The organism is Psychrobacillus sp. NPDC096623 (genome assembly GCF_044762655.1).
Lineage (GTDB): Bacteria > Bacillota > Bacilli > Bacillales_A > Planococcaceae > Psychrobacillus.
Window position 1 is genome coordinate 1 of record NZ_JBIWER010000010.1, and the last position, 22,361, is coordinate 22,361.

Annotated in this window: 27 protein-coding genes; 26 read left to right on the top strand and 1 reads right to left on the bottom strand. The window is 36.6% G+C overall.

The features are described 5' to 3' along the window. Positions 1-423 precede the first annotated feature (423 nt). From ACIQX2_RS18645 to rsmI, 10 genes are all read left to right on the top strand, one after another. Positions 424-1,827 (top strand): aminotransferase class I/II-fold pyridoxal phosphate-dependent enzyme, encoded by a 1,404-nt coding sequence (locus tag ACIQX2_RS18645; RefSeq protein ID WP_483880204.1) that lies wholly within the window; start codon positions 424-426, stop codon positions 1,825-1,827. Positions 1,828-1,829: 2 nt separating this feature from the next. Beyond that, a complete protein-coding gene (tmk, locus tag ACIQX2_RS18650) occupies positions 1,830-2,471 on the top strand; it encodes a dTMP kinase (RefSeq protein ID WP_402853984.1) in 642 nt (213 codons plus the stop codon). Positions 2,472-2,516: 45 nt separating this feature from the next. Next, a complete protein-coding gene (locus tag ACIQX2_RS18655; protein ID WP_090570738.1) occupies positions 2,517-2,846 on the top strand; it encodes a cyclic-di-AMP receptor in 330 nt (109 codons plus the stop codon). Between the two features lie 24 nt (positions 2,847-2,870). After that, positions 2,871-3,311 (top strand): YaaR family protein, encoded by a 441-nt coding sequence (locus ACIQX2_RS18660; protein WP_402853989.1) that lies wholly within the window; start codon positions 2,871-2,873, stop codon positions 3,309-3,311. Between the two features lie 150 nt (positions 3,312-3,461). Then, positions 3,462-4,469: a DNA polymerase III subunit delta' gene (holB, locus tag ACIQX2_RS18665; RefSeq protein WP_402853992.1), complete on the top strand. Its 1,008-nt coding sequence runs from the start codon at positions 3,462-3,464 to the stop codon at positions 4,467-4,469. Beyond that, positions 4,462-5,292 (top strand): PSP1 domain-containing protein, encoded by an 831-nt coding sequence (locus ACIQX2_RS18670; RefSeq protein ID WP_093063118.1) that lies wholly within the window; start codon positions 4,462-4,464, stop codon positions 5,290-5,292. The genes holB and ACIQX2_RS18670 overlap by 8 nt, the downstream gene beginning before the upstream one ends. A 12-nt stretch (positions 5,293-5,304) precedes the next feature. Then, positions 5,305-5,658: a DNA replication initiation control protein YabA gene (yabA, locus tag ACIQX2_RS18675; protein ID WP_402853997.1), complete on the top strand. Its 354-nt coding sequence runs from the start codon at positions 5,305-5,307 to the stop codon at positions 5,656-5,658. Positions 5,659-5,722: 64 nt separating this feature from the next. Beyond that, entirely contained in the window at positions 5,723-6,469 is a 747-nt protein-coding gene (locus tag ACIQX2_RS18680; RefSeq protein WP_402854000.1) for a tRNA1(Val) (adenine(37)-N6)-methyltransferase, read from the top strand. Continuing rightward, positions 6,456-6,719, top strand: a complete 264-nt coding sequence (locus ACIQX2_RS18685) for a GIY-YIG nuclease family protein (protein ID WP_093063115.1) — start codon at positions 6,456-6,458, stop codon at positions 6,717-6,719. The genes ACIQX2_RS18680 and ACIQX2_RS18685 overlap by 14 nt, the downstream gene beginning before the upstream one ends. Then, positions 6,719-7,597, top strand: coding sequence for a 16S rRNA (cytidine(1402)-2'-O)-methyltransferase (gene rsmI / locus ACIQX2_RS18690; RefSeq protein ID WP_402854125.1), 879 nt, complete (start codon positions 6,719-6,721; stop codon positions 7,595-7,597). The genes ACIQX2_RS18685 and rsmI overlap by 1 nt, the downstream gene beginning before the upstream one ends. A 191-nt stretch (positions 7,598-7,788) precedes the next feature. Here rsmI and ACIQX2_RS18695 read toward each other — a convergent pair whose 3' ends face one another. Next, positions 7,789-8,070 (bottom strand): transition state genes transcriptional regulator AbrB, encoded by a 282-nt coding sequence (locus ACIQX2_RS18695; protein ID WP_175454122.1) that lies wholly within the window; start codon positions 8,068-8,070, stop codon positions 7,789-7,791. Between the two features lie 335 nt (positions 8,071-8,405). Here ACIQX2_RS18695 and metG point away from each other — a divergent pair, with 335 nt between their 5' ends. The 16 genes from metG to ACIQX2_RS18775 all read left to right on the top strand — a co-directional run bounded on the left by metG (position 8,406) and on the right by ACIQX2_RS18775 (position 22,306). Beyond that, on the top strand, positions 8,406-10,361 hold the full coding sequence (gene metG, locus ACIQX2_RS18700; RefSeq protein ID WP_402854004.1) for a methionine--tRNA ligase: 1,956 nt from the start codon (positions 8,406-8,408) through the stop codon (positions 10,359-10,361). A 185-nt stretch (positions 10,362-10,546) separates the two neighbouring features. Beyond that, entirely contained in the window at positions 10,547-11,317 is a 771-nt protein-coding gene (locus ACIQX2_RS18705) for a TatD family hydrolase (RefSeq protein ID WP_402854009.1), read from the top strand. Between the two features lie 82 nt (positions 11,318-11,399). After that, on the top strand, positions 11,400-12,611 hold the full coding sequence (locus ACIQX2_RS18710; RefSeq protein ID WP_402854012.1) for a resuscitation-promoting factor: 1,212 nt from the start codon (positions 11,400-11,402) through the stop codon (positions 12,609-12,611). Positions 12,612-12,696: 85 nt separating this feature from the next. After that, on the top strand, positions 12,697-13,257 hold the full coding sequence (gene rnmV, locus ACIQX2_RS18715) for a ribonuclease M5 (RefSeq protein WP_402854015.1): 561 nt from the start codon (positions 12,697-12,699) through the stop codon (positions 13,255-13,257). Between the two features lie 3 nt (positions 13,258-13,260). Beyond that, positions 13,261-14,139: a 16S rRNA (adenine(1518)-N(6)/adenine(1519)-N(6))-dimethyltransferase RsmA gene (gene rsmA / locus ACIQX2_RS18720; RefSeq protein ID WP_093063109.1), complete on the top strand. Its 879-nt coding sequence runs from the start codon at positions 13,261-13,263 to the stop codon at positions 14,137-14,139. Between the two features lie 153 nt (positions 14,140-14,292). Continuing rightward, positions 14,293-14,556: a biofilm formation stimulator Veg gene (veg, locus tag ACIQX2_RS18725; protein ID WP_090570777.1), complete on the top strand. Its 264-nt coding sequence runs from the start codon at positions 14,293-14,295 to the stop codon at positions 14,554-14,556. A gap of 131 nt (positions 14,557-14,687) precedes the next feature. Next, positions 14,688-14,861: a small, acid-soluble spore protein, alpha/beta type gene (locus ACIQX2_RS18730; protein ID WP_093063108.1), complete on the top strand. Its 174-nt coding sequence runs from the start codon at positions 14,688-14,690 to the stop codon at positions 14,859-14,861. A gap of 676 nt (positions 14,862-15,537) precedes the next feature. Beyond that, complete coding sequence (ispE, locus tag ACIQX2_RS18735) at positions 15,538-16,404, top strand: 4-(cytidine 5'-diphospho)-2-C-methyl-D-erythritol kinase (protein ID WP_402854022.1); 867 nt, start codon at positions 15,538-15,540, stop codon at positions 16,402-16,404. Positions 16,405-16,459: 55 nt separating this feature from the next. Continuing rightward, positions 16,460-17,311, top strand: coding sequence for a pur operon repressor (gene purR / locus ACIQX2_RS18740; RefSeq protein WP_093063106.1), 852 nt, complete (start codon positions 16,460-16,462; stop codon positions 17,309-17,311). After that, positions 17,289-17,660: a RidA family protein gene (locus ACIQX2_RS18745; RefSeq protein ID WP_402854026.1), complete on the top strand. Its 372-nt coding sequence runs from the start codon at positions 17,289-17,291 to the stop codon at positions 17,658-17,660. The genes purR and ACIQX2_RS18745 overlap by 23 nt, the downstream gene beginning before the upstream one ends. A 188-nt stretch (positions 17,661-17,848) precedes the next feature. Then, on the top strand, positions 17,849-18,136 hold the full coding sequence (gene spoVG, locus ACIQX2_RS18750; RefSeq protein ID WP_402854030.1) for a septation regulator SpoVG: 288 nt from the start codon (positions 17,849-17,851) through the stop codon (positions 18,134-18,136). Positions 18,137-18,335: 199 nt separating this feature from the next. Further along, positions 18,336-19,706 (top strand): bifunctional UDP-N-acetylglucosamine diphosphorylase/glucosamine-1-phosphate N-acetyltransferase GlmU, encoded by a 1,371-nt coding sequence (gene glmU / locus ACIQX2_RS18755; protein WP_402854033.1) that lies wholly within the window; start codon positions 18,336-18,338, stop codon positions 19,704-19,706. A 22-nt stretch (positions 19,707-19,728) separates the two neighbouring features. Continuing rightward, positions 19,729-20,688: a ribose-phosphate diphosphokinase gene (locus tag ACIQX2_RS18760; protein ID WP_402854036.1), complete on the top strand. Its 960-nt coding sequence runs from the start codon at positions 19,729-19,731 to the stop codon at positions 20,686-20,688. Positions 20,689-20,764: 76 nt separating this feature from the next. Further along, positions 20,765-21,373, top strand: coding sequence for a 50S ribosomal protein L25/general stress protein Ctc (locus tag ACIQX2_RS18765; RefSeq protein ID WP_402854039.1), 609 nt, complete (start codon positions 20,765-20,767; stop codon positions 21,371-21,373). Between the two features lie 90 nt (positions 21,374-21,463). Next, entirely contained in the window at positions 21,464-22,027 is a 564-nt protein-coding gene (pth, locus tag ACIQX2_RS18770) for an aminoacyl-tRNA hydrolase (RefSeq protein WP_402854042.1), read from the top strand. 42 nt (positions 22,028-22,069) lie between these two features. Continuing rightward, positions 22,070-22,306, top strand: coding sequence for an anti-sigma-F factor Fin (locus tag ACIQX2_RS18775; protein ID WP_254771449.1), 237 nt, complete (start codon positions 22,070-22,072; stop codon positions 22,304-22,306). Positions 22,307-22,361: the final 55 nt, after the last annotated feature.

Below are 22,361 nucleotides of genomic sequence, written 5' to 3' on the forward strand. Positions count from 1 at the left end.
CGATGGTAGTTGGGGGTCTCCCCCTGTGAGAGTAGGACGTCGCTGGGCACAAAGAAAAAGTCGTTACCGAGTTTATCGGTAGCGACTTTTTTGTTGTGGAAATGATTGGAATTATAAGTGACAGGCTATATCTACAATTTTATGGGCTATCTTACTAACAAGGAACGTCAGTCATCTCATATTAGAAAAGTGTGAGAAAAAATAGAGGTGCTCTGCAGTTATTCTTTTGTTATCTAATCTAAATTCAGATAAGTGATCCATAGAGGCTTCTATGATTCCACCTGCAACAAAATCAATAGTATATTTGAAATTTAACTTTATCCCTTGAAGAGCTATAACTGATTTCTATCCCTGTATTCATGTATAATAGAAGAAAGAAATTAGAAAGTATCGTGAGGTAATATCATGCAGGAGAAAAGACCATTGGTTGAAGCATTGGAGCAGTTCTATAAGAAAAAGCCCATTTCTTTTCATGTGCCTGGACATAAACATGGACTTTTATCCAATTTGCCACTACCTATTAGGGATTCGATGCAATATGACTTGACTGAATTAAATGGATTGGATGATTATCACCATCCAGAGGAAGCTATTAAAGAAGCAGAGCAATTGTTAACTAAATTATATAATACAGATGAAAGTCTCTTTTTGGTGAATGGTACTACTGTTGGAAATCTAGCTATGATATACGCAGCTTGTCAGTATGGAGAACAAATTATTGTACAACGAAATGCACATAAATCTATTTTTCATGCTATTGAATTAGTTGGGGCAGAGCCAATTTTCGTATCTCCGGAATGGGACGAACAATCTAAAACGGCATCCTACGTATCATTAACGGTAATGGAAGAAGCAATTCAACAATATCCATTTGCTAAAGCGGTTGTCTTAACCTACCCAAACTATTATGGGGTTTCCTCACCGGACTTGGAGAACATTATTAGCCTTTGCCATAGTCTACAGATGCCTGTGTTAGTAGATGAGGCTCATGGAGCGCATTTTCAAACGCATAAGGGGTTTCCAACATCAGCATTATTACATGGAGCTGATGTTGTTGTGCATTCAGCACATAAAACATTACCAGCATTAACGATGGGGTCTTTTTTACATATTCGTTCTCAATTGATTGATAGCAAAAAAATAAACAAATACTTAAGAATGTTGCAATCTAGTAGTCCTTCCTATTTAATTCTAGCCTCTCTAGATGATGCAAGAAGTTATGTGGAAAGATATAGTTCAATGGATTTTAAACAGTTGATGGATAGAAGAGAAGTGTTTATAGAAGCTTTAGAAAGTATTCCATTAATAGAAGTGGTTAAAGTAGACGACCCATTAAAACTATTAATACGTGTTGGAAAGTATTCTGGTTTTCAGGTACAGCAAGCTTTTGAGAAACAAAATATATATGCGGAGCTAGCGGATCCATACCAAGTTTTGTTCATTCTTCCGTTACTAAAAGTGGAGCATGAATATGCATTTGCAGAGATTAGAAAGCGAATAAAATATGCAATAGATAACTTAAAAAAAGAAATCCCAGACCGTATGAACAATATAGATTATTTGCATCAAAAGTCTATTTCTACTTTACAGATGAGTATAGAATTATTGAGTGAGAAACAAGGGGAATGGATACCTTATGTAAGGTCAATTGGAAGGATAGCAAAGGGGATGGTTGTTCCATACCCACCAGGGATCCCATTAATCTTACCGGGGGAAAAGATAACAGTTCCTATTCTTACTGAATTAGAAGAGTGGATTGAAAAAGGTGCTTTGTTTCAAGGAGAGCATCGATTAGAAGAAAAGTTAATATATGTGGTGGAGGAGTAACTGTGCAAAAAAAAGGGTATTTTATAACAAGTGAGGGTCCAGAGGGTGCAGGGAAAACTACTGTTATGAATTTATTAGGAAAACGATTAACGGATGAAGGCTACGATGTCGTGATGACAAGAGAGCCTGGAGGAATTATGATTTCTGAAAAGATTCGTAACATAATTTTAAATAATGAGCATACAATGATGGAAAGCCGTACCGAAGCATTATTGTATGCTGCTGCAAGAAGACAACATCTAGTAGAGAAGATTCTTCCTGCGTTAGAAGCTGGAAAAATTGTAATTTGTGATAGATTTATAGATAGTTCTTTAGCATATCAAGGATTTGCTCGTGGTATTGGTGTAGAGGAAATATGGGCGATTAATAAGTTTGCTATCGGAGACACGATGCCAGAAAAAACGCTTCTTTTTGATATTGATCCAGAAGTAGGATTATCTAGAATTAATGCACATAAGGATCGAGAAATAAATCGATTAGATGTTGAAAATTTAGCATTTCATCAGAAAGTACGTGCTGGTTATTTATCGTTAGTTGAAAAATACCCAGAACGAATACAAGTAATAGATGCCTCTCAATCGATAGAGAAAGTATTAGAGGAAACATATACAGTTATCAAACGGGAATTAGAAATTATTAGATAATTCATGGTATAATTAAAAGAAAAATAATAATAGGGGTGAGTATCGATGAAATTGATAGTAGCGGTAGTTCAGGATCAGGATAGTAATCGGTTGTCTAATGCATTAACAAAGGCAAAGTTTAGAGCAACAAAACTAGCAAGTACAGGTGGTTTTCTACGTTCCGGTAACACTACATTTCTAATCGGTACTGATGATGCTCTAGTAGCTTCAGCTTTAGAGCTAATAAGAGATAACTGTAGAGCACGAGAGCAAATGGTAGCACCTGTATCTCCTATGGGAGGAAATGCAGACTCTTATATTCCTTATCCAGTCGAAGTTGAGGTTGGAGGGGCTACTGTATTTGTACTTCCAATTGAACAATTCCATCATTTTTGATAATGAGGGAAGGAGTAGTAAAAAGTGAAGATTAACCAAGATATGCGTGTTGGTATAGATAATATTCGAAAAGATGCAATACAGAATGGAAATCAGTCTGTTAAATTTGGTCAAATGATTACAAAACAAGAGCAGCGTATGCAAACGGAGACGATGACAAGACTTCTAGGAGATATTTCCACGGCAGGAGATCGTCTAGCACGTTCACGAAACTTACGTGATATGGCAAAGTTTAAAATGCTTATCCGAAAGTTTTTGCACGAAGCTGTCGATTTCGGAATGGGATTAAAACAGTCTCATACGTGGAATCGTTTTGGTGAAGGAAGAAAGTTAAAACTTGTGGAAACTATTGATGAAAAACTAGTAGAATTAGCGGAAGAAATTTTAAACCAAGAAAAAAGCTCTATAGACTTGTTAGATAAAATTGGAGAAATAAAAGGCTTACTTATCAATTTATACACGTAAGTTTCCCGTGTTTTCGCTCAATGCGAAACGCGGGATTTTTCACAAGAAATTATTTATTTATAACTAAGTACATATTTAGCTCCAGGGCAAAGCTCGTTGTAGAAGAAAGTAGGCGGGAACTTACGCTTTTCTTAGAAAGAGGTGGAAGTGATGGAAAACTGGTCGATTGAGGACGTAGAAAGAATGCAACCAACCGTAGTGAAACAAATACAAACAATCGTATCCAAAAATCGAATAGGACATGCTTATATTCTAGAAGGGGCAAAAGGAACTGGGAAAGAAAAAGTCATGCAATTTTTTGTTCAGCTCATTTATTGCGAAAATCCGACAAATAATGTTCCATGTGAAACATGTCGATCTTGTAAAAGGTTAAAATCCTCCAATCATCTTAACTTTATGCAGTTGGAACCTGATGGTCAGTTTATAAAAAAGGGACAAGTCGATGAATTGGTACATGCATTAAGTAAAACAACTATAGAAAAACAAAGAAAAATATATGCCATACATCATGCAGACCAATTAAATACAAGTGCAGCAAATACGCTATTGAAATTCTTAGAAGAGCCTCAAAGTGAAATAACGGCCATTCTATTAACGGATCGAATGCATGCTTTACTTCCAACTATTCGCTCTAGATGTCAGCATTTTAGCTTATCTCCAATGTCAGCTGGGATCTTAAAGCAAAAGTTAATCGAAGAGGGAATCACGGATTCCATGGCTTCTACTGTTTGCAAAATGACGAATCAAGTAGAACAAGCAATTAATTTAGCGAAAGACGAGCAGTTTGGACTTGTAAGGAAATCAGTGTTAAAATTGGTTGAAGCGAATGGAAGAAGTGTTCAGGATGCATTGATGTGTATTCATGAAGATTTCGGTCCATTGCTCAAAGAAAAAGAGCAGGCAGAACAAGCGTTAGATTTACTACTATTCGCATATCGTGATATAGTAGCTATAAAAGCAAGTCCCATCGCAGATTGTACTTTTCCCGATATGATTTCTTATTGGAAGCAGATTGCTCTGCAAACAACGTATGAGCAATTATCGAAGCAATTAGAAATGATTTTACATGCAAAACAAAATTTGCATAAAAATATGAATCGGACTCTGATGATGGAGCAGTTGATGCTTAACCTGCAGGAGGGATTTACTTTTGTATAATGTTGTAGGAGTCCGCTTTAAAAAAGCGGGTAAAATATATTATTTTGATCCAGTAGATTTTACTTTAGAGAAAGATGATTATGTAATCGTCGAAACAGCTAGAGGAGTAGAATACGGTAAGGTTGTAGTTCCGATTAAGCAAGTGGGAGAACATGATGTGGTACTTCCTTTAAAACAAGTAGTAAGACCTTCTACGGATAAAGATCGTATCCAAGTAGAAGAAAATAGACTAGAATCAGCTCAAGCTCTTGCATTAGGGACTGAGAAGATTATCGAAAGAAATCTTGAAATGAAGTTAGTTGACGTTGAATATACATTCGACCGAAACAAAATTATTTTCTATTTTACTGCAGAAGGTCGCGTAGACTTCCGAGATTTGGTAAAAGATTTAGCATCAGTATTTAGAACTCGTATTGAGCTTAGACAAATAGGAGTTCGTGATGAAGCAAAAATGTTAGGTGGTATTGGTCCTTGTGGTCGCATGCTTTGCTGTTCTACATTTTTAGGAGATTTTGAACCAGTTTCTATAAAAATGGCGAAAGATCAAAACCTATCATTGAATCCATCTAAAATTTCTGGGCTTTGTGGCAGACTTATGTGTTGCTTGAAGTATGAAAACGATGAATACGAAACTGCTAGAGAGCAAATGCCGGATATTGGGGACAAAGTCGAAACACCTGATGGACTAGGTAGAGTAGTGAGTATGAATATTTTGGAGCGAGTTTTACGTATAGAATTACCTGATCCACAACGTGTTCTAGATTATACGTTAGAAGAAATTACAAACCATGCAACAAATCAGGTGCAATGGTCGGGGCAATGAGGTGAATGTGTGATGGACCGCAATTTTTTTGATACAATTATAGATTTTGAAAAACAATTAGAGTCCACGCAGCTGCAATTTCGCGCTTTAAAAGAATTTGTGGCGATAATGGTTGAAGAACGGGAAGCGCTACAACAAGAAAATAATCATTTAAGACAACGACTCGATGAAATCCATGAAAAAGAAGCAATGCTTGAAAAAATGAGAGATGAGAAATTAAACAAGTTTGATGTGGGAGAGGGTCATGATAATTTAGCCCGACTCTATCAAGAAGGCTACCATGTGTGTCATGTTCACTTTGGAAGTTCCCGAAAAGAAGAAGATTGTCTATTTTGTCTTTCATTTTTAAACAAACAAAACACATAAACAATTGACTGATGCCACTCCATAAGTGGGTGTCAGTCTTTTATTTTGCTTGGGGGTAATAATTATGGAACAATGGTTAAAGGATGACGAACGACTCGATTATTTATTGGCAGAGGATCTACGCATTATTCAAAGTCCTTCTGTTTTCTCTTTTTCTTTGGATGCAGTTTTGCTAGCAAGATTTACATATGTACCGATTAAAAAAGGAAGAATTGTAGATATTTGTTCAGGAAACGGGGCGATCCCATTATTCCTAAGTGCTCGAACAAAGGCAGAAATTATAGGAGTAGAATTACAAGAAAGACTTGCTGATATGGCTACAAGAAGTGTTCAGTTTAATAATCTCACCGACCAAATTACAATTAGGCAGGCAGATGTAAAGGGAATTGCTAAAGAGCTTGGTTCTGAAAAATTTGAAGTTGTTACTTGTAACCCACCTTATTTTCCCGCTCATGAAGCAAGTGAGAAAAACTTAAAAGAGCATTTAGCAATTGCCCGTCATGAGATTCACCTAACATTGGACGAGGCTGTTCAATCTGCTAGCGAACTATTAAAACAAGGTGGAAAAGCAGCTTTTGTTCATCGTCCCGGGAGACTTCTCGATATCATAACTGCGATGAGAGCCAATCGATTAGAGCCAAAGAGAATTCGTTTCGTTTATCCGAAAGAAGGAAAAGAGGCAAATACATTGCTAATCGAAGGGATAAAAGATGGAAAGCCTGATTTGAAAATACTACCTCCATTATATGTGTATGGAGATGATGGAAAATATACACTAGAAGTAAAAGAGATGCTGTATGGAAAAGAATGAAAAACAGCATACTTTTTACGTGTTAGAATGTAGTGACGGATCCTATTATGCTGGTTATACGAATGATTTGGTGAAAAGAGTCAGGGTACATAATGAGGGAAAAGGTGCTAAGTATACACGGGCAAAAGGGCCTGTCAGTTGTATATATAGTGAATGTTTCGAAACAAAGAAAGAGGCCATGCAGGCAGAGTATGCTTTTAAACAGCTGACGAGAAAACAAAAAATAGATTATATGGGGGCAAGTAAATGATGAAATCTCAAAAATCGACCGAGCATGAACAAAGTAGCTGCTTGTATTTAGTTGCAACTCCCATTGGTAACTTAGAAGATATGACCATGAGAGCTATTCGCATATTAAAAGAAGTAGATATTATTGCAGCAGAGGACACCAGAAATACGAAAAAGTTATGTAACTACTTTGATATTTCTACCCCACTTATCAGCTATCATGACCATAATCTACAGGCTGGCGGAGAAAAACTATTAGAATTATTGAGAGAAGGAAAACGCATAGCACTAGTTAGTGATGCGGGGCTTCCATGTATTTCTGATCCCGGTGCAGATATTGCTGCAAAGGCAGTAAAAGAAGGCTTTGCGGTTGTACCAATCCCTGGAGCAAACGCAGCACTGAGTGCACTAATTGCATCGGGACTTACGACACAGCCCTTTTTCTTTTATGGGTTTTTAAGTCGCAATAAAAAAGAAAGAAAAGTAGAAATTGAAAAGCTTCAAAAAAGACAAGAGTCCGTAATTCTATATGAGTCCCCACATCGCTTGAAGGAATCATTACGAGACATGCAATCTATTATAGAAGGAAGTCGAAAGATCGTATTGGCACGAGAAATAACTAAGAAGTTTGAAGAGTTTTTAAGAGGTACGATTGACGAAGCAGTTGTATGGGTGGAACAGGCAGAGATTCGAGGAGAATTCTGTATTGTTTTAGAAGGAAACGAAACTGCGTCTGAAACAGTGGAAGAAACACAATGGTGGGCAGAAGTAACAATAGAGGAGCATGTGGATCAACTAATAGCAGAAAAACAGTACACTTCAAAGGAAGCTATTAAAGAAGTAGCAATCCAAAGAGGTCTTTCTAAAAGAGAAGTCTATCAAAATTATCATGTAGATTAGAAAAGCGCAATCGCCTATGTCAGCCCCGACAACGTTATTCTGCGACGAGCATTGCGCAGGAGTAAGCGCTGAAATCTTGAAGTGACTCGAGGGGCTAGGTGCTGGAGCTAGACATAGAATGAGTAAAGATTTAATTTATTATTTCTATAAAAAGAACCGTAAACTTTATTAGTTTACGGTTCTTTATTTAATTATTTTAGGTTAGTTTGAATCTCTTTGATTAGTAATTCTGCACCTTCTGGACTTAGAATCAGTTTTCCACCAACTAGACGAAGGTTGTCATCTGAAACTTCACCAGTTACAGCACAAGTCATATTTGGCATATATTTTTTTAGAATGATTTTGTCATCATCAACATAAATCTCTAAAGCATCTTTTTCTGCAATACCTAGTGTGCGACGTAATTCTATTGGAATAACTACACGACCTAATTCATCAACCTTACGTACAATACCTGTAGACTTCATAAAAATTTTTCTCCTCTCAAGAGTGCATATTTTTCGCCAAGATTCGACATAAACCTCTTTTATGTAATATATCATACCAAGTACTACCATTTTCGTCAATAATTAATGCTTTAGTATAAGAGAGTAAAATAATAATATTTTGATAATAATATAGTGATTTATTAAAAGTTTGACTATTTTTATAGAAAATAGGAATTATTTTGATATATTATCTAGTTTTTTCAAATTTATGGTTTGGAAAATTTCATTCGACAATCTAGCCTAAATGAATTGATTGAAACAAACTCTCCATTTCGTTAGAATAAAGAATAAAGAGAATCAACATTGGAGGCATCTTTACATTGAAAGATCAACAGAAAACATTTTATTTAACAACGCCCATTTATTATCCGAGTGGAAAGTTTCACATTGGAACAGCTTATACAACCGTTGCTTCCGATGCAATGGCCAGATATAAAAGACTTAGAGGATATGAAGTTCGTTTCTTAACAGGAATGGATGAGCATGGGCAAAAAATTCAAGAAAAAGCACAAGAAGCAGGAAAAGAGCCTCAAATTTATGTAAATGAAATTGCAGAAGCGGCAAAAAAAGTATGGGCGTTAATGGATATCTCTTATGATGATTTTATTCAGACAACAGAGGAACGTCATACAAAAATAGTGGAGAAAATATTCCAAAAGTTCTTGGATAATGGAGACATTTATAAGGGAGAATATGAAGGGTGGTATTGTACACCTTGTGAATCCTTTTTTACTGAGACACAGTTAATAGAAGGAAACTGTCCAGACTGTGGACGCCCAGTTCAAAAGGTGAAAGAAGAATCATACTTCTTTAATATGAAAAAGTATGCCGATCGTTTATTAGCATATTACGAACAAAATGTAGAATTTATAGAGCCAGAATCTAGAAAAAATGAAATGGTCAATAACTTCATTAAACCAGGACTAGAAGATTTATCGGTATCCAGAACATCCTTTGATTGGGGTATTAAAGTACCTGGAGATCCTAAACATGTAATTTATGTATGGGTAGATGCCTTAACGAACTATATTACTTCACTCGGTTATTTATCAGATGATGATTCTCTATTCCAAAAGTTTTGGCCAGCAGATGTTCATGTAGTAGGAAAAGACATAGTTCGTTTCCATACTATCTATTGGCCGATATTTTTAATGGCTTTAGATTTACCACTTCCTAAAAAGGTATTTGCTCATGGATTTATTATGATGAAAGACGGCAAAATGTCTAAGTCAAAAGGAAATGTTGTATATCCAGAAATGTTAGTAGAACGTTATGGATTAGATGCAACCCGTTATTTCCTATTGCGTGAGTTACCTTTTGGTCAAGATGGGGTATTCTCTCCAGAGTCGTTTGTAGAGAGAACAAACTTTGATCTTGCGAATGATTTAGGAAATCTATTGAATAGAACTGTTTCTATGATCAATAAATACTTTGATGGGAAAATTCCAGTAAGTCAAAGTAAAGCAACAGAATTTGATGCAACCTTAGAGGATTTTGCAATAGAAACAATTGAAAAATATGAAGCAAATATGGAGAAAATGCAATTTAGCTTAGTACTTGGAGATTTATGGGCTTTAGTATCGCGCACAAATAAGTATATTGATGAAACACAGCCTTGGGTACTTGCAAAAGACGAAGCTACTAAGGGACAGTTAGCTTCCGTTATGACTCATTTAGCAGAAAGCCTTCGCCAAATTGCAACCCTTGCTCAGCCGTTTATGACGAATAGTCCTAAGCAAATCGCGGAGCAGCTTGGTTTTACAGAGGATTATTTGCAGTGGAATCATTTAGGTTCATTTACAGTGATTAAAGACGGAACAGCTGTAATAAAAACCGGAGTTCCGATTTTCCCACGATTAGATGTAGATATTGAAGTTGCTTATATACGTGAGCAAATGCAAGGATCAGTCCAAACACCACAGGAAGATGAAAAAGAAGAAGAGCCTCAAGCGGAAGAAATTTCGATTGATGACTTTTTCAAGGTAGACTTACGTGTAGCTACTGTATTATCTTGTGAAGCAGTGCCAAAAGCAGATAAGTTATTAAAGCTTCAATTAGATATGGGTTATGAAAAACGTCAAGTGATTTCTGGTATAGCACAATATTATAAACCAGAAGACGTTATTGGTAAGAAAGTAATTGTAGTAGCAAATCTGAAACCTGTGAAACTAAGAGGAGAGTTGTCTCAAGGAATGATTCTTGCAGGTGAAAAAGACGGATATTTAACACTTGCTACTGTAGATGAAAAACTTGAAAATGGTGCGCAAGTGAAATAAAATTGCAAAAAGACCTGTCAAATTATGGACAGGTCTTTTTATTTCAATAGTATTTTTAGATACTATTTTACTGATTATTTTTTATCTGAAACATTATTATTATTGAATAAATTTGAACTAAATATTTCTTAAATAGTATTGTAAAATAATGCAGTATAACTATCAAAAGGTAAGGAGGATTTAAAATGTTTATCGATACACATGTGCATTTAAATGCAGATCAGTATGAGGAAGATTTGCAGGAAGTTATTAATCGTGCCCTAGAAGCAAATGTAAAAAAAATGGTGGTTATTGGATTCGATCGAATTACAATTGAAAGAGCAATGAAACTAGTGGAGGAGTATTCTTTTCTCTATGCTGTAGTTGGTTGGCATCCAGTGGATGCGATTGATTGTACGGAAGAGGACTTGAAATGGATTGAGGAACTTGCTAAGCACGAAAAGGTAGTTGGTATAGGTGAAATGGGTCTTGATTATCATTGGGATAAATCTCCTAAAGATGTTCAACAGGTATTGTTTAGAAAACAAATACGTTTAGCTCAAAAGGTTAATTTACCAATTATTATCCATAATCGAGACGCGACAGAAGACGTAATTCGTATTTTACAAGAGGAAGAGGCGCATCTTACAGGTGGTATCATGCATTGCTATGGAGGAAGTGTGGAAACAGCAAAACAATGTATAGAAATGAATTTTATGATTTCCCTTGGAGGACCTGTAACATTTAAAAATGCTAGGAAACCAAAAGAAGTAGCGACAGAGATTCCATTAGAGTATTTACTAATTGAAACTGATGCACCTTATTTAGCGCCACACCCACATCGAGGTAAGAGAAATGAGCCAGCACTTGTGCCGCTTGTTGCGGAAGAAATAGCACGACTTAAAGGAATTACAATAGAAGAAGTTGCAGAAGCAACAACTAAAAACGCAGAAAAATTCTTTAAAATAACGGATTAAAAAGACTTAGGAAAAACCTAAACGGTTGACAAGCTCTTGAGGACTCTATATAATCACTTCAGTGAACAAGGAGGCGTTTTTCATGTCAAATAATTCCATGAAAAACCTGTTCTTTCATTCATTGAGGAGCAAGCAAACCTTAGTAAATGTTGTTTCTTTACTATTGTTTCTTGCAGTGGTTTCTTTCGTTTTATTCGAAGGAACAAAGAAAACTGTTGCTTTAACAGTTAACGGTGAACAACAAGAAATATTAACGCATGCAAATACAGTTGGCGAATTATTAGATGATCATCAAATAGTAGTAGCTAATGAAGACTTTTTACATCCCTCAGTGAACACTTCTATCGAAAATAATTTAACGATTGAGTGGGAGCAGGCAAGACAAATAGAAATCACAGTAGATGGAGAAGTTCAAACACTTTCAACTACTGATGAATTAGTTTCAGAAATACTCGCAAAGGCAAATGTATCAGTTACTGAACATGATGCTATAACACCTGCTGCAGATGCAGAGGTTGGACCCGAAAACCAAATTACTATTGAAAAAGCATTTGAAGTAACGCTTTTAGATGGTGGTGAAGAGAAGAAGCTATGGTCCACTTCGACTACGGTCGCTGACTTTTTAAAACAATATAACATTCAATTGAGTGAATTCGACCGAGTAGAACAGAAAATGGATGGGTTAGTAATCCCGGATTCTGAAATACAAGTAGTGCGAGTAGAAAAGGTCACCGATGTAGTTGAGGAAGAAACAAAATTTGCTGTTGAAACGAAAAAAGATGACTCGCTACTAAAAGGGAAAGAAAAAGTAGTACAAAAAGGTGAAAATGGTACAGTTTCACGTACTTATGAAGTAATTAAAGAAAATGGTAAAGAAGTATCTCGTAATATGGTGAGCGAGAAGACAGTAAAAAAACCAACCGAAAAAATTGTGGCAGTTGGAACGAAAGTCGTGACTGCTAGTGTTTCGCGCGGAACAAATTCTTCAGCAGCTCCAACAGGCGGAAAAGAATTTTACGTTACGGCAACTGCATACACTGCTTACTGTAATGGATGTTCTGGCGTAACTGCGACTGGCATAGACTTAAAATCTAATCCTAATTTGAAAGTTATAGCGGTAGACCCTAGTGTTATTCCACTGGGCTCAAAAGTATGGGTAGAGGGCTATGGTTATGCAGTAGCTGGCGATACTGGTGGTGCTATCAAGGGGAACAAAATTGATTTATTCGTGCCTTCTAAATCGCAGGCATATGACTTTGGTCGCAAAAAAGTCCGTGTGAAAGTACTGAACTAATTATATAGCTTTCCCTTTCGTTGATTGGGAGAGCTTTTTTGCGTTATGATAGAAATAGCAGATAGACAGAAAAGAGGAAAAACGGTTGCAAATAAAAGAAATAATAGTTGTTGAAGGAAAAGATGATACAACAGCCATAAAACGTTCTGTAGAAGCAGATACTATTGAAACGAATGGTTCAGCCATATCTAAAGAAACACTGATGAAAATTCAGCATGCGCAGGATAAACGTGGAGTTATTGTTTTTACTGATCCAGATTATCCCGGAAGACGTATCCGTGCTATTATCGAAGAACAGGTTCCAGGTGTAAAACACGCATTTTTGTCAAAAGAAAAAACAATTGCCAAAAACGGAAAAGGCTTAGGGATTGAGCACGCAAAGGACGAAGATATTCGCGCTGCTCTTTCTAATGTTTATACCCCAAAATTGGACAAAGAAACGTTTTCTGAAATACCACTATCAATATTAGTGGATGGACAATTAATAGGTCATCCCGATTCGAAAGCAAGAAGAAGCCGATTAGGTGAAATATTGAAAATTGGATACACTAATGGAAAACAGCTACAAAAAAGACTATCCATTTTTCAAATTAGCCAACAGCAGGTCGAAGAAGCGATTGCACAACTCAATATGGAGGAAAAATAATATATGCAAAAAGATATAGCAACACCAATTAGAACACAAGAGATATTAAAGAAGTATGGGTTCTCATTCAAAAAAAGCTTAGGTCAAAATTTTTTAATTGACCCGAATATCTTACGTAATATTGTAAGTCACGCGGATCTCACGAAGGATTCTGCTGCAATTGAAATTGGACCGGGTATTGGGGCATTAACGGAGCATTTAGCAAGAACTGCTGGTAAAGTTGTTGCCTTTGAAATTGACCAAAGACTGTTGCCGGTATTAGCGGATACGTTATCACCATATGATAATGTAGAAATTATTCATGCTGATATTTTAGAAGCGAATGTGCAACAAATATTTGCTAATCAGTTGCAGAACTACAAAGATGTTATGGTGGTTGCTAATTTACCTTACTACGTAACGACTCCAATATTGTTGAAACTATTAATGGATCGTCTTCCTATTCGTGGGATGGTTGTCATGATGCAAAAAGAGGTTGCTGATCGAATCACTGCAATACCAGGAACGAAAGCGTATGGGTCTTTATCTATAGCTATTCAGTACTATATGGAGGCGGAAATAGCTATGATCGTCCCTAAAGCGGTATTTATGCCACAACCAAATGTAGATTCAGCAGTTATTAAGCTTACTCGTCGTGAAGTACCACCAATTGAAGTAATTGATGAGGAATTCTTATTTAAAGTTTCTCGTGGCTCTTTTGTTCAACGAAGAAAAACGATTATTAATAATCTACAATCATCACTACCGAACGGAAAAGCAAAGAAGGATCTTATCATTCAAGCTTTAGAAAAAATAGGTGTAGATCCAACTAGACGTGGGGAAACTTTGAGCATAGAAGAGTTCGGTAAATTATCTAATGAACTATACGAGGAATTTCATTAATCATACTTGTTACAAAATAAGTAATATTTATAAAAAATTCAGTATGGCTGGAAAATAAAAACGTTGACAACTATATAGGATGATTGTTAAAATATTTTGTTTGACAAAATTTTAAAACGATGGTATGATAGTAATCAGTGAGGTGTATGCGAAATGCCAAAAACTTTAGCTGATATTAAGAAGTCATTAGATCATCATTTAGGCAAACGTTTGCAATTAAAAGCAAACGGAGGACGTAAGAAAACAATTGAGCGTGCTGGTGTACTTAGAGAGACATATCATGCAGTATTTGTTATCGATTTGGATCAAGATGAAAACTCTTTTGAACGTGTATCTTATAGTTATGCAGATGTTTTGACCGAAGCAGTAGAAATCACTATTTTTGACGAAGCAAATAATTTAATAGTTGTAAAATGATTTTTTAGAACTTTTATTTTTTTATTTTTACTTTTTAAAAACCTCTTTCTATTTTATTAAATGGAAAAGGGGTTTTCTTTTGTTTTGCGGACATACTATAAAGGCTAGTTGTTCCAAAGGAGGATTCACCTATGTCTAGAAAAGGGATAATGTCTAAAGAATTAAAAGAAGAGATAGCCAAAGATCTTGGATTTTATGATGTAGTCAAAACCGAGGGCTGGGGAGGAATTAAATCACGTGATGCAGGTAATATGGTAAAACGAGCAATTGAAATGGCTGAACAGCAAATGAAATCACCAAAGTAAATAAGCTGAGCTTGTACCATAATAGTCAAAGTAGTAATGCTCACGAGAGACAAAACTAAAGAACAACTAGCAAATAGAAAAGGCGGAGCAATCCGTCTTTTTTTTAAAAGATAAAATACCTCGTGAACACTGGGATAAAAAGGACCGGGCATATCTTTTGCTCGGTTTTCTTTATTCTAGTTATAGAAGTGGAATATAAAGAAATAGTAATTGTTTATTCAATAAAAAAGGAGAGGCGCAACCGAAATTGTATCGTCGGGTGCTTCTTCTATGTCTAGGAAAGTGCTTCTTCTCTTCTTCCCAAAACAGTATTAACCTGGTTCGTATGGTTGAAGGAGAGCAAAGGACAGGTAACGCACTAAGATTACTGAGAAAAAAGAGGATGACCGTGACGTCAGTCACAGTTATCCTCTTTAAAAAATCAGTAAGTAATGATATATCGACAAGTCTGTCCGAAGCCAACCGAAAACATTTTTGACCTTCAAGAGTACTTGCGCTTTTCTAATTATCTATTGTGATGCTAGGGATGATAGAAGAAGTAGTCTCAAAGAATAGTAACATAGACTGGAAATAAGCTTTGATTTTTTACTAAATAGGGAAGCTGAATCACACTTCCTCATTCCTTGTGCACTGTGGTAAAATAGGGGACAACATATTGGAGGAAAGGAGCAGATCAATGTATTACGTAAAAGCACCTGCTAAGATAAACCTGACACTAGATGTCCTACATAAGCGTCCAGACGGTTACCACGAAGTCGAAATGATCATGACAACAGTAGATTTAGCGGACCGTATTGGATTAGAGGTAAGAGAAGATGGAGCAATACATATATTATCTGTGGACCGCTTTGTTCCAAATGATCATCGGAATTTAGCATACCAAGCTGCAAAGATTCTAAAAGATACCTATCGAGTGGAAAAGGGAGTTTCTATTACTATCGAAAAGAATATTCCCGTAGCCGCTGGACTTGCTGGTGGTAGTAGTGACGCAGCGGCCACATTAAAAGGATTAAATATTATCTGGGAGTTAGGACTTACCTTGGATGAACTTGCTGAAATAGGTACGAAAATTGGTTCCGACGTGGCGTTTTGTGTATATGGAGGAACCGCTTTGGCAACAGGTAGAGGAGAGAAGATACAAGAACTTCCTTCTCCGGCTAATTGTTGGATCATCCTTGCAAAGCCAACACTCGGCGTATCTACTGCCGATATATACGGTAACCTAAAAGTAAATGAAATAAAGCATCCAAATACTGCACAAATGATCGAATCTATTCAACAGAAAGACTTTGATCTAATGTGCGCTTCTGTTGGTAATGTGTTGGAGGATGTAACACTCAAATTGTATCCTGAGGTTGCTGGTTTAAAAGATCAGATGAAAAAATTCGGAGCGGACGCTGTATTGATGAGCGGAAGTGGTCCAACTGTGTTTGGAATAGTCGATCACGAGACAAGAGTCCAAAGAATATACAATGGTTTACGTGGATTCTGCGACGAGGTTTATGCAGTTCGTTTAATGGGGGATCGGGAACCACTTGCTTAAATCCGGATGTTTGTGTTAAGTTTTCTATAAAACATTCGTCTTTGGAGGTGAAAGTATGAAATGGAAAAGAAGTGAACGGCTTGTAGATATGACACAATATCTTATGGAGCATCCACATAAATTAATCCCTTTGACATTCTTTGCTTCTTTATATCAATCTGCTAAATCTTCCATAAGTGAGGATTTAACCATTGTAAAAGAAACATTTGAAGCAAGAGGCAAGGGTTTACTTGTAACTGTTCCAGGAGCAGCGGGAGGGGTCAAGTTCATCCCGACCATGACACAAGAGGATGTCTTAGTAATAGCAGAAGAACTGATGGCACAGCTCTCTAAAGTAGAACGATTATTACCTGGTGGGTATTTGTATATGACCGACCTACTAGGAAATCCATCATTAATGAACAAAATTGGTAAAGTATTCGCATCTGCATTTGCAGATGCAAAAATTGATGCCATAATGACGGTTGCTACTAAAGGTATACCGATCGCACATGCAATAGCGAGACATTTAAATGTTCCGGTGGTCATTGTACGGAGAGACAGTAAAGTAACGGAAGGCCCGACAGTAAGTATAAACTATGTATCGGGTTCGGCACGACGTATTCAGACGATGGTTCTTTCGAAAAGAAGTATGGAAAAAGGACAGCGTGTTTTAATTACGGATGACTTCATGAAAGTCGGAGGAACTATTAATGGGATGAAGAGTCTATTAGAGGAATTCAATTGTGAGTTAGCTGGAATTGCTGTGCTAGTAGAGGCAGAGCATCAAGGGGAGCAATTGGTGAAAGATTATTTATCTCTAGTAAAGCTTCACGAGGTCAATGAAAAAGATGGTACAATTGCTTTAACACAAGGAAATTACTTTGAGAAAGGTGGCAAATTAGATGAAAGCAGTATCAACAACTAATGCACCAGCAGCAATCGGTCCATATGTGCAAGGTATGATTGTAAATGGAATGTTTTACAGTTCAGGTCAAATCCCCTTAACTCCTACAGGAGAAGTAGTGGAAGGCTCCATTACAGAACAGACTGCACAGGTTTTTGCTAACCTAGAGGCAGTACTGGAAGAAGCAGGATCGTCTTTATCGCAAGTTGTAAAAACATTAGTCTTTTTAAAAGATATGAACGATTTTGCTGAATTTAACGAAGCCTACGATAAGCATTTTGGTGGTCACAAACCGGCTCGCTCTGCGGTAGAAGTTGCTAGATTACCAAAGGATGTAAAGGTAGAAATCGAAGTAATTGCAGTAGTGTAAAATAGATAGAAGGGTGTTTTCTTCGGAGAACTCCTTTTTTTTGTTCAATAATCGCATATAATTTTTAAAAGTTATGAAAATTGTTTAAAATATTGAAAATATTCTTGTTTAAGAGAAGGATTTTAGAAGTTTTTGTGGAATAACAAATAGATAGAGATAATGCAGCTATGAAAAGGGGTGTTAATAGAATGGAAGTAACAGACGTAAGGTTACGAAAAGTAGTTACTGATGGGCGTATGCGAGCAATCGCTTCTATAACGTTGGACAACGAGTTTGTTGTGCATGATATTCGAGTAATAGACGGAAATAATGGTTTGTTTGTAGCGATGCCTAGCAAGAGAACGACAGAAGGTGAATTTAGAGATATTGCTCATCCGATTAACGTTGGAACGCGAACAAAGATTCAGGATGCAATCCTTTACGCTTATCATTTAAGTAGTGAGCTTGAAGATAAAATCGGAGAACCAACTGCATAAAAAAAGTAAAAACCATTTCTTTATAGGAGATGGTTTTTTGTTATTTTCCTTGAACTTTAATAAATTAGCCCATTCTTTAAGAAATTCAACTATATTACTTGGTTTGTCATGTATTTGTCAAGAGATATTTCCTTGAAATCTTGCTTCATTTCGGCTATAGTCAAAAGAGTAAATTAGCCCACTGGAGGGAACTTGAAAAATGACAAATACATATGCTGTCGTATTAGCAGCCGGTAAAGGTACACGTATGAAGTCTAGTTTATATAAAGTATTACATCCTGTATGTGGCAAGCCGATGGTAGAACATGTTATAACAAACATGGAACAGCTTGGCGTAGAAAAAATAGTTACAATCGTAGGACATGGTGCCGAAGAAGTACAGCGTGGACTAGGGACGAGAAGTGAATATGCCCTTCAGGAAGAACAGTTAGGAACAGCTCATGCAGTTTTACAGGCTGAGGAAGTACTAAAAGATTTAACTGGAATAACTATTGTTATCTGTGGAGACACGCCACTTATAACTCCAAAAACAATGAATGATTTGTTAGAACACCATAACGCAACGGGAGCAAAGGCGACTATTTTAACTGCAATTGCAGAAGATCCGACTGGTTACGGTAGAGTCATTCGTTCTGAAGATGGTAGTGTTCAAAGTATTGTAGAACAAAAAGATGCTTCTACAGAGGAGCAACTTGTGCGTGAGATTAACTCCGGGACATATTGCTTCGATAACGAAGCTCTATTTAGATCATTGAAGTTAGTGAATAATGATAATGCACAAGGTGAGTATTATTTGCCAGATGTCATTGAAATTTTACAAAAAGAAAATGAGATTATTTCAGCTTATGCTGCAAGGGATTTCGAAGAGATTTTAGGTGTGAACGATCGCATTGCTCTATCACAAGCAGAAGAGACTATGCGTTTACGTATTGCTTATCATCATATGCGTGAAGGCGTCACGATCATCGATCCTAGAAATACATACATCAGCAGTGAAGCTGTTATTGGAGCAGATACAGTAATTCAACCTGGAGTAATCATTGAAGGAAAAACAACTATTGGCATGAATTGTACAATTGGACCGAATAGTCACATTGTATCTAGTGTTATTGGTGATGAAACAACTATACACTCGTCTGTTGTATTGTCCAGTGAAGTTGGAGACCATACGTCTATTGGTCCATTTGCACATATTCGACCTCAATCCGATGTAGGAAACGATGTGAAAATTGGTAACTTTGTAGAAGTGAAAAAATCCACAGTAGGCAATGGTAGTAAAATCTCTCATTTAAGCTATATGGGTGACGCTTCAATTGGAACAAACGTCAATGTTGGTTGTGGAACAATTACAGTGAATTATGATGGAAAAAACAAATTTGTTACAACGATTGAAGATGATGCGTTTGTTGGTTGTAATTCTAACTTAATAGCACCAGTAACCATTGGCAAAAAAGCTTATGTGGCTGCTGGATCAACCATTACAAAGGATGTACCCGATGAAGCACTTGCAATTGGAAGAGCACGACAAGAGAACAAAGATGGCTACGTGAACAAATTAAATTTAAAATAACCCAATATCCAGGAGGATTATCATGCCAGAACAATATGCAAATTCGAAGTTGAAAATTTTCACGCTAAATTCAAATAAGGAATTAGCTGAAGAAATCGCAAAAGAAGTAGGAGTTCCTCTAGGTAAAAGTACAGTTACTAGATTTAGTGATGGTGAAGTACAGATCAATATCGAAGAAAGTATTCGTGGCTGCGATGTATTCATCGTTCAATCTACTTCAGGTCCTGTAAACGAACATATTATGGAATTATTAATAATGCTTGATGCACTAAAACGTGCCTCAGCTCGTACAATTAGTGTTGTAATCCCTTATTACGGATATGCACGTCAAGACAGAAAAGCACGTGCTCGTGAGCCAATCACAGCTAAACTTGTAGCAGATCTATTAACAACTGCAGGCGCAACTCGTGCGATTGTACTTGATCTACATGCTCCACAAATTCAAGGATTCTTTAATATTCCGATAGATCACTTAGTTGCAGCTCCAATTTTATCTGACTACTTCTTAGGTAAAAACTTTGATCCAGCAGAATTGGTAATTGTGTCTCCTGACCATGGTGGGGTAACTCGTGCTCGTAAAATGGCAGATCGCTTAAAAGCACCAATCGCTATTATTGATAAACGCCGTCCACGTCCAAATGTGGCTGAGGTTATGAATATTGTAGGGAATGTAGAAGGAAAAACAGCTATTTTAATCGATGATATTATTGATACAGCTGGAACGATCTCTATCGCAGCAGCGGCATTGGTGGAAAGTGGAGCAAAAGAAGTGTATGCTTGCTGTACGCACCCAGTATTATCGGGTCCGGCAATTGAGCGTATTGATAATTCTGTTATTAAAGAGTTAGTAATTACAAACTCTATTCAATTAGCAGATGATAAAATGTCGCCTAAGATTAAAGAATTGTCTGTTGCAAAATTACTAGGCGATGCAATTGTACGAGTTTTCGAAGAGAAATCGGTAAGTACATTATTTGACTGATCTTTAAAATGTTTGAATCCTGCTGAAGATGGGTAATTCTAGTTATAGAACGCACTTCGGGAGGATGGAGAATATTATGAGTACAGTAGTAAAAACACAAAAACGTAATAAAAAAGAGAACGCAAAACTTAGAAATAGCGGGTTTATCCCTGCGGTTGTATATGGTTTTGAAACAGAATCACAATCTATTGCTATCAACGAAAAGGATTTTACAAAAACACTTCGAGAAGTTGGTCGTAATGGTGTTATGAAGCTTGATGTTGATGGTAAATCCGTAAACGTCGTGTTAAGTGATTACCAGATGAATATTCTAAAAGGCCAAATGATTCATGCAGACTTTTTAGCGATCAATATGAAAGAAGAGTTAGAAGTAAGTGTTGCAATTAATGTAACAGGAGATTCGGTTGGTGTTTCAGAGGGTGGTATGCTTCAACAGCCAAATCGTGAAGTTACTATTACAGTGAAACCTTCAAATATTCCGGAAAGTATTGATATTGATGTATCTAGCATGGCTATTGGAGATACATTGACTGTTGCAGATGTTAGAGATAAAGTAGATTATCCAATAACGAATGAAGATGACTTTACTTTGGTTACTGTATCAGCACCTCGAGTGGAAGAAGAAACTGAGGAGACTGAATCAGGCTCAGAGACTGAATCTGAAGAAACAAAAACAGAAGAATAACAAAACAAAAGAGGTTGTCGTCCCAAGGCAACCTCTTTTGTTTTAATATGGTAAAATTAATAAAAACATGGTTTAAAGGAATGGAATATGATGAAAATTATTGTTGGTCTCGGAAATCCTGGAAAACAATATGAAGCTACACGCCATAATATTGGGTTCCATGTCATCGATGAACTCTCTAAGCGATTAAATATACCGCTTACTCAGTCTAAATTTAATGGAATGTATGGCATTGGACTTGTTGGCACTGAAAAAGTTATGCTTTTGAAGCCCTTAACCTATATGAATCTTTCGGGTGAATGTGTTATACCTATAATGGATTACTACGAAGTAAATGACGATGAAATAGTCGTTATTTATGATGATTTAGACTTACAGGTTGGCAAATTACGGCTACGCCAAAAAGGTAGTGCAGGTGGGCATAATGGCATTAAATCCATTATCCAACACTTGGGTTCACAGGAATTTAATCGAATCCGAATTGGTGTGGATCGTCCTAAAAACGGCATGAAGGTACCGGATTACGTGCTCTCTAAATTTAGTGAAGATGAAAAAATAGATATAATTCAAGCCGTTAAGAATAGTGCAAACGCTTGCGAAGATTGGTTAACCAAAAAATTTCTAGATGTAATGAATACATACAACGGTGCATAAAAAGTGAACAAAAGGTCTATACTTCCTAAAAAGGAGGTTTTAATGGCCATGCCGATTCGTTATAAATGTCGCCATTGTGAAACAGAAATTGGGCAGTTGCCATTTGATAGCATAGATGACCAATTTCTACAAAAACATGAGCTCACGCAAGAAGAACAACATATATATATTGTAAATGGAGCAGAGGGAGATTACACGGTGCAGTGTATTTGTGAAGAATGTCAGAATTCCCTTCAAACGTTTCCTAATTACTATGCGTTAAAAAAATGGATACAGTAGATGCTTTGGCACGATTTCGTGCACAAAGCCTTTTTCTGTTTAGATTGGGGGTACA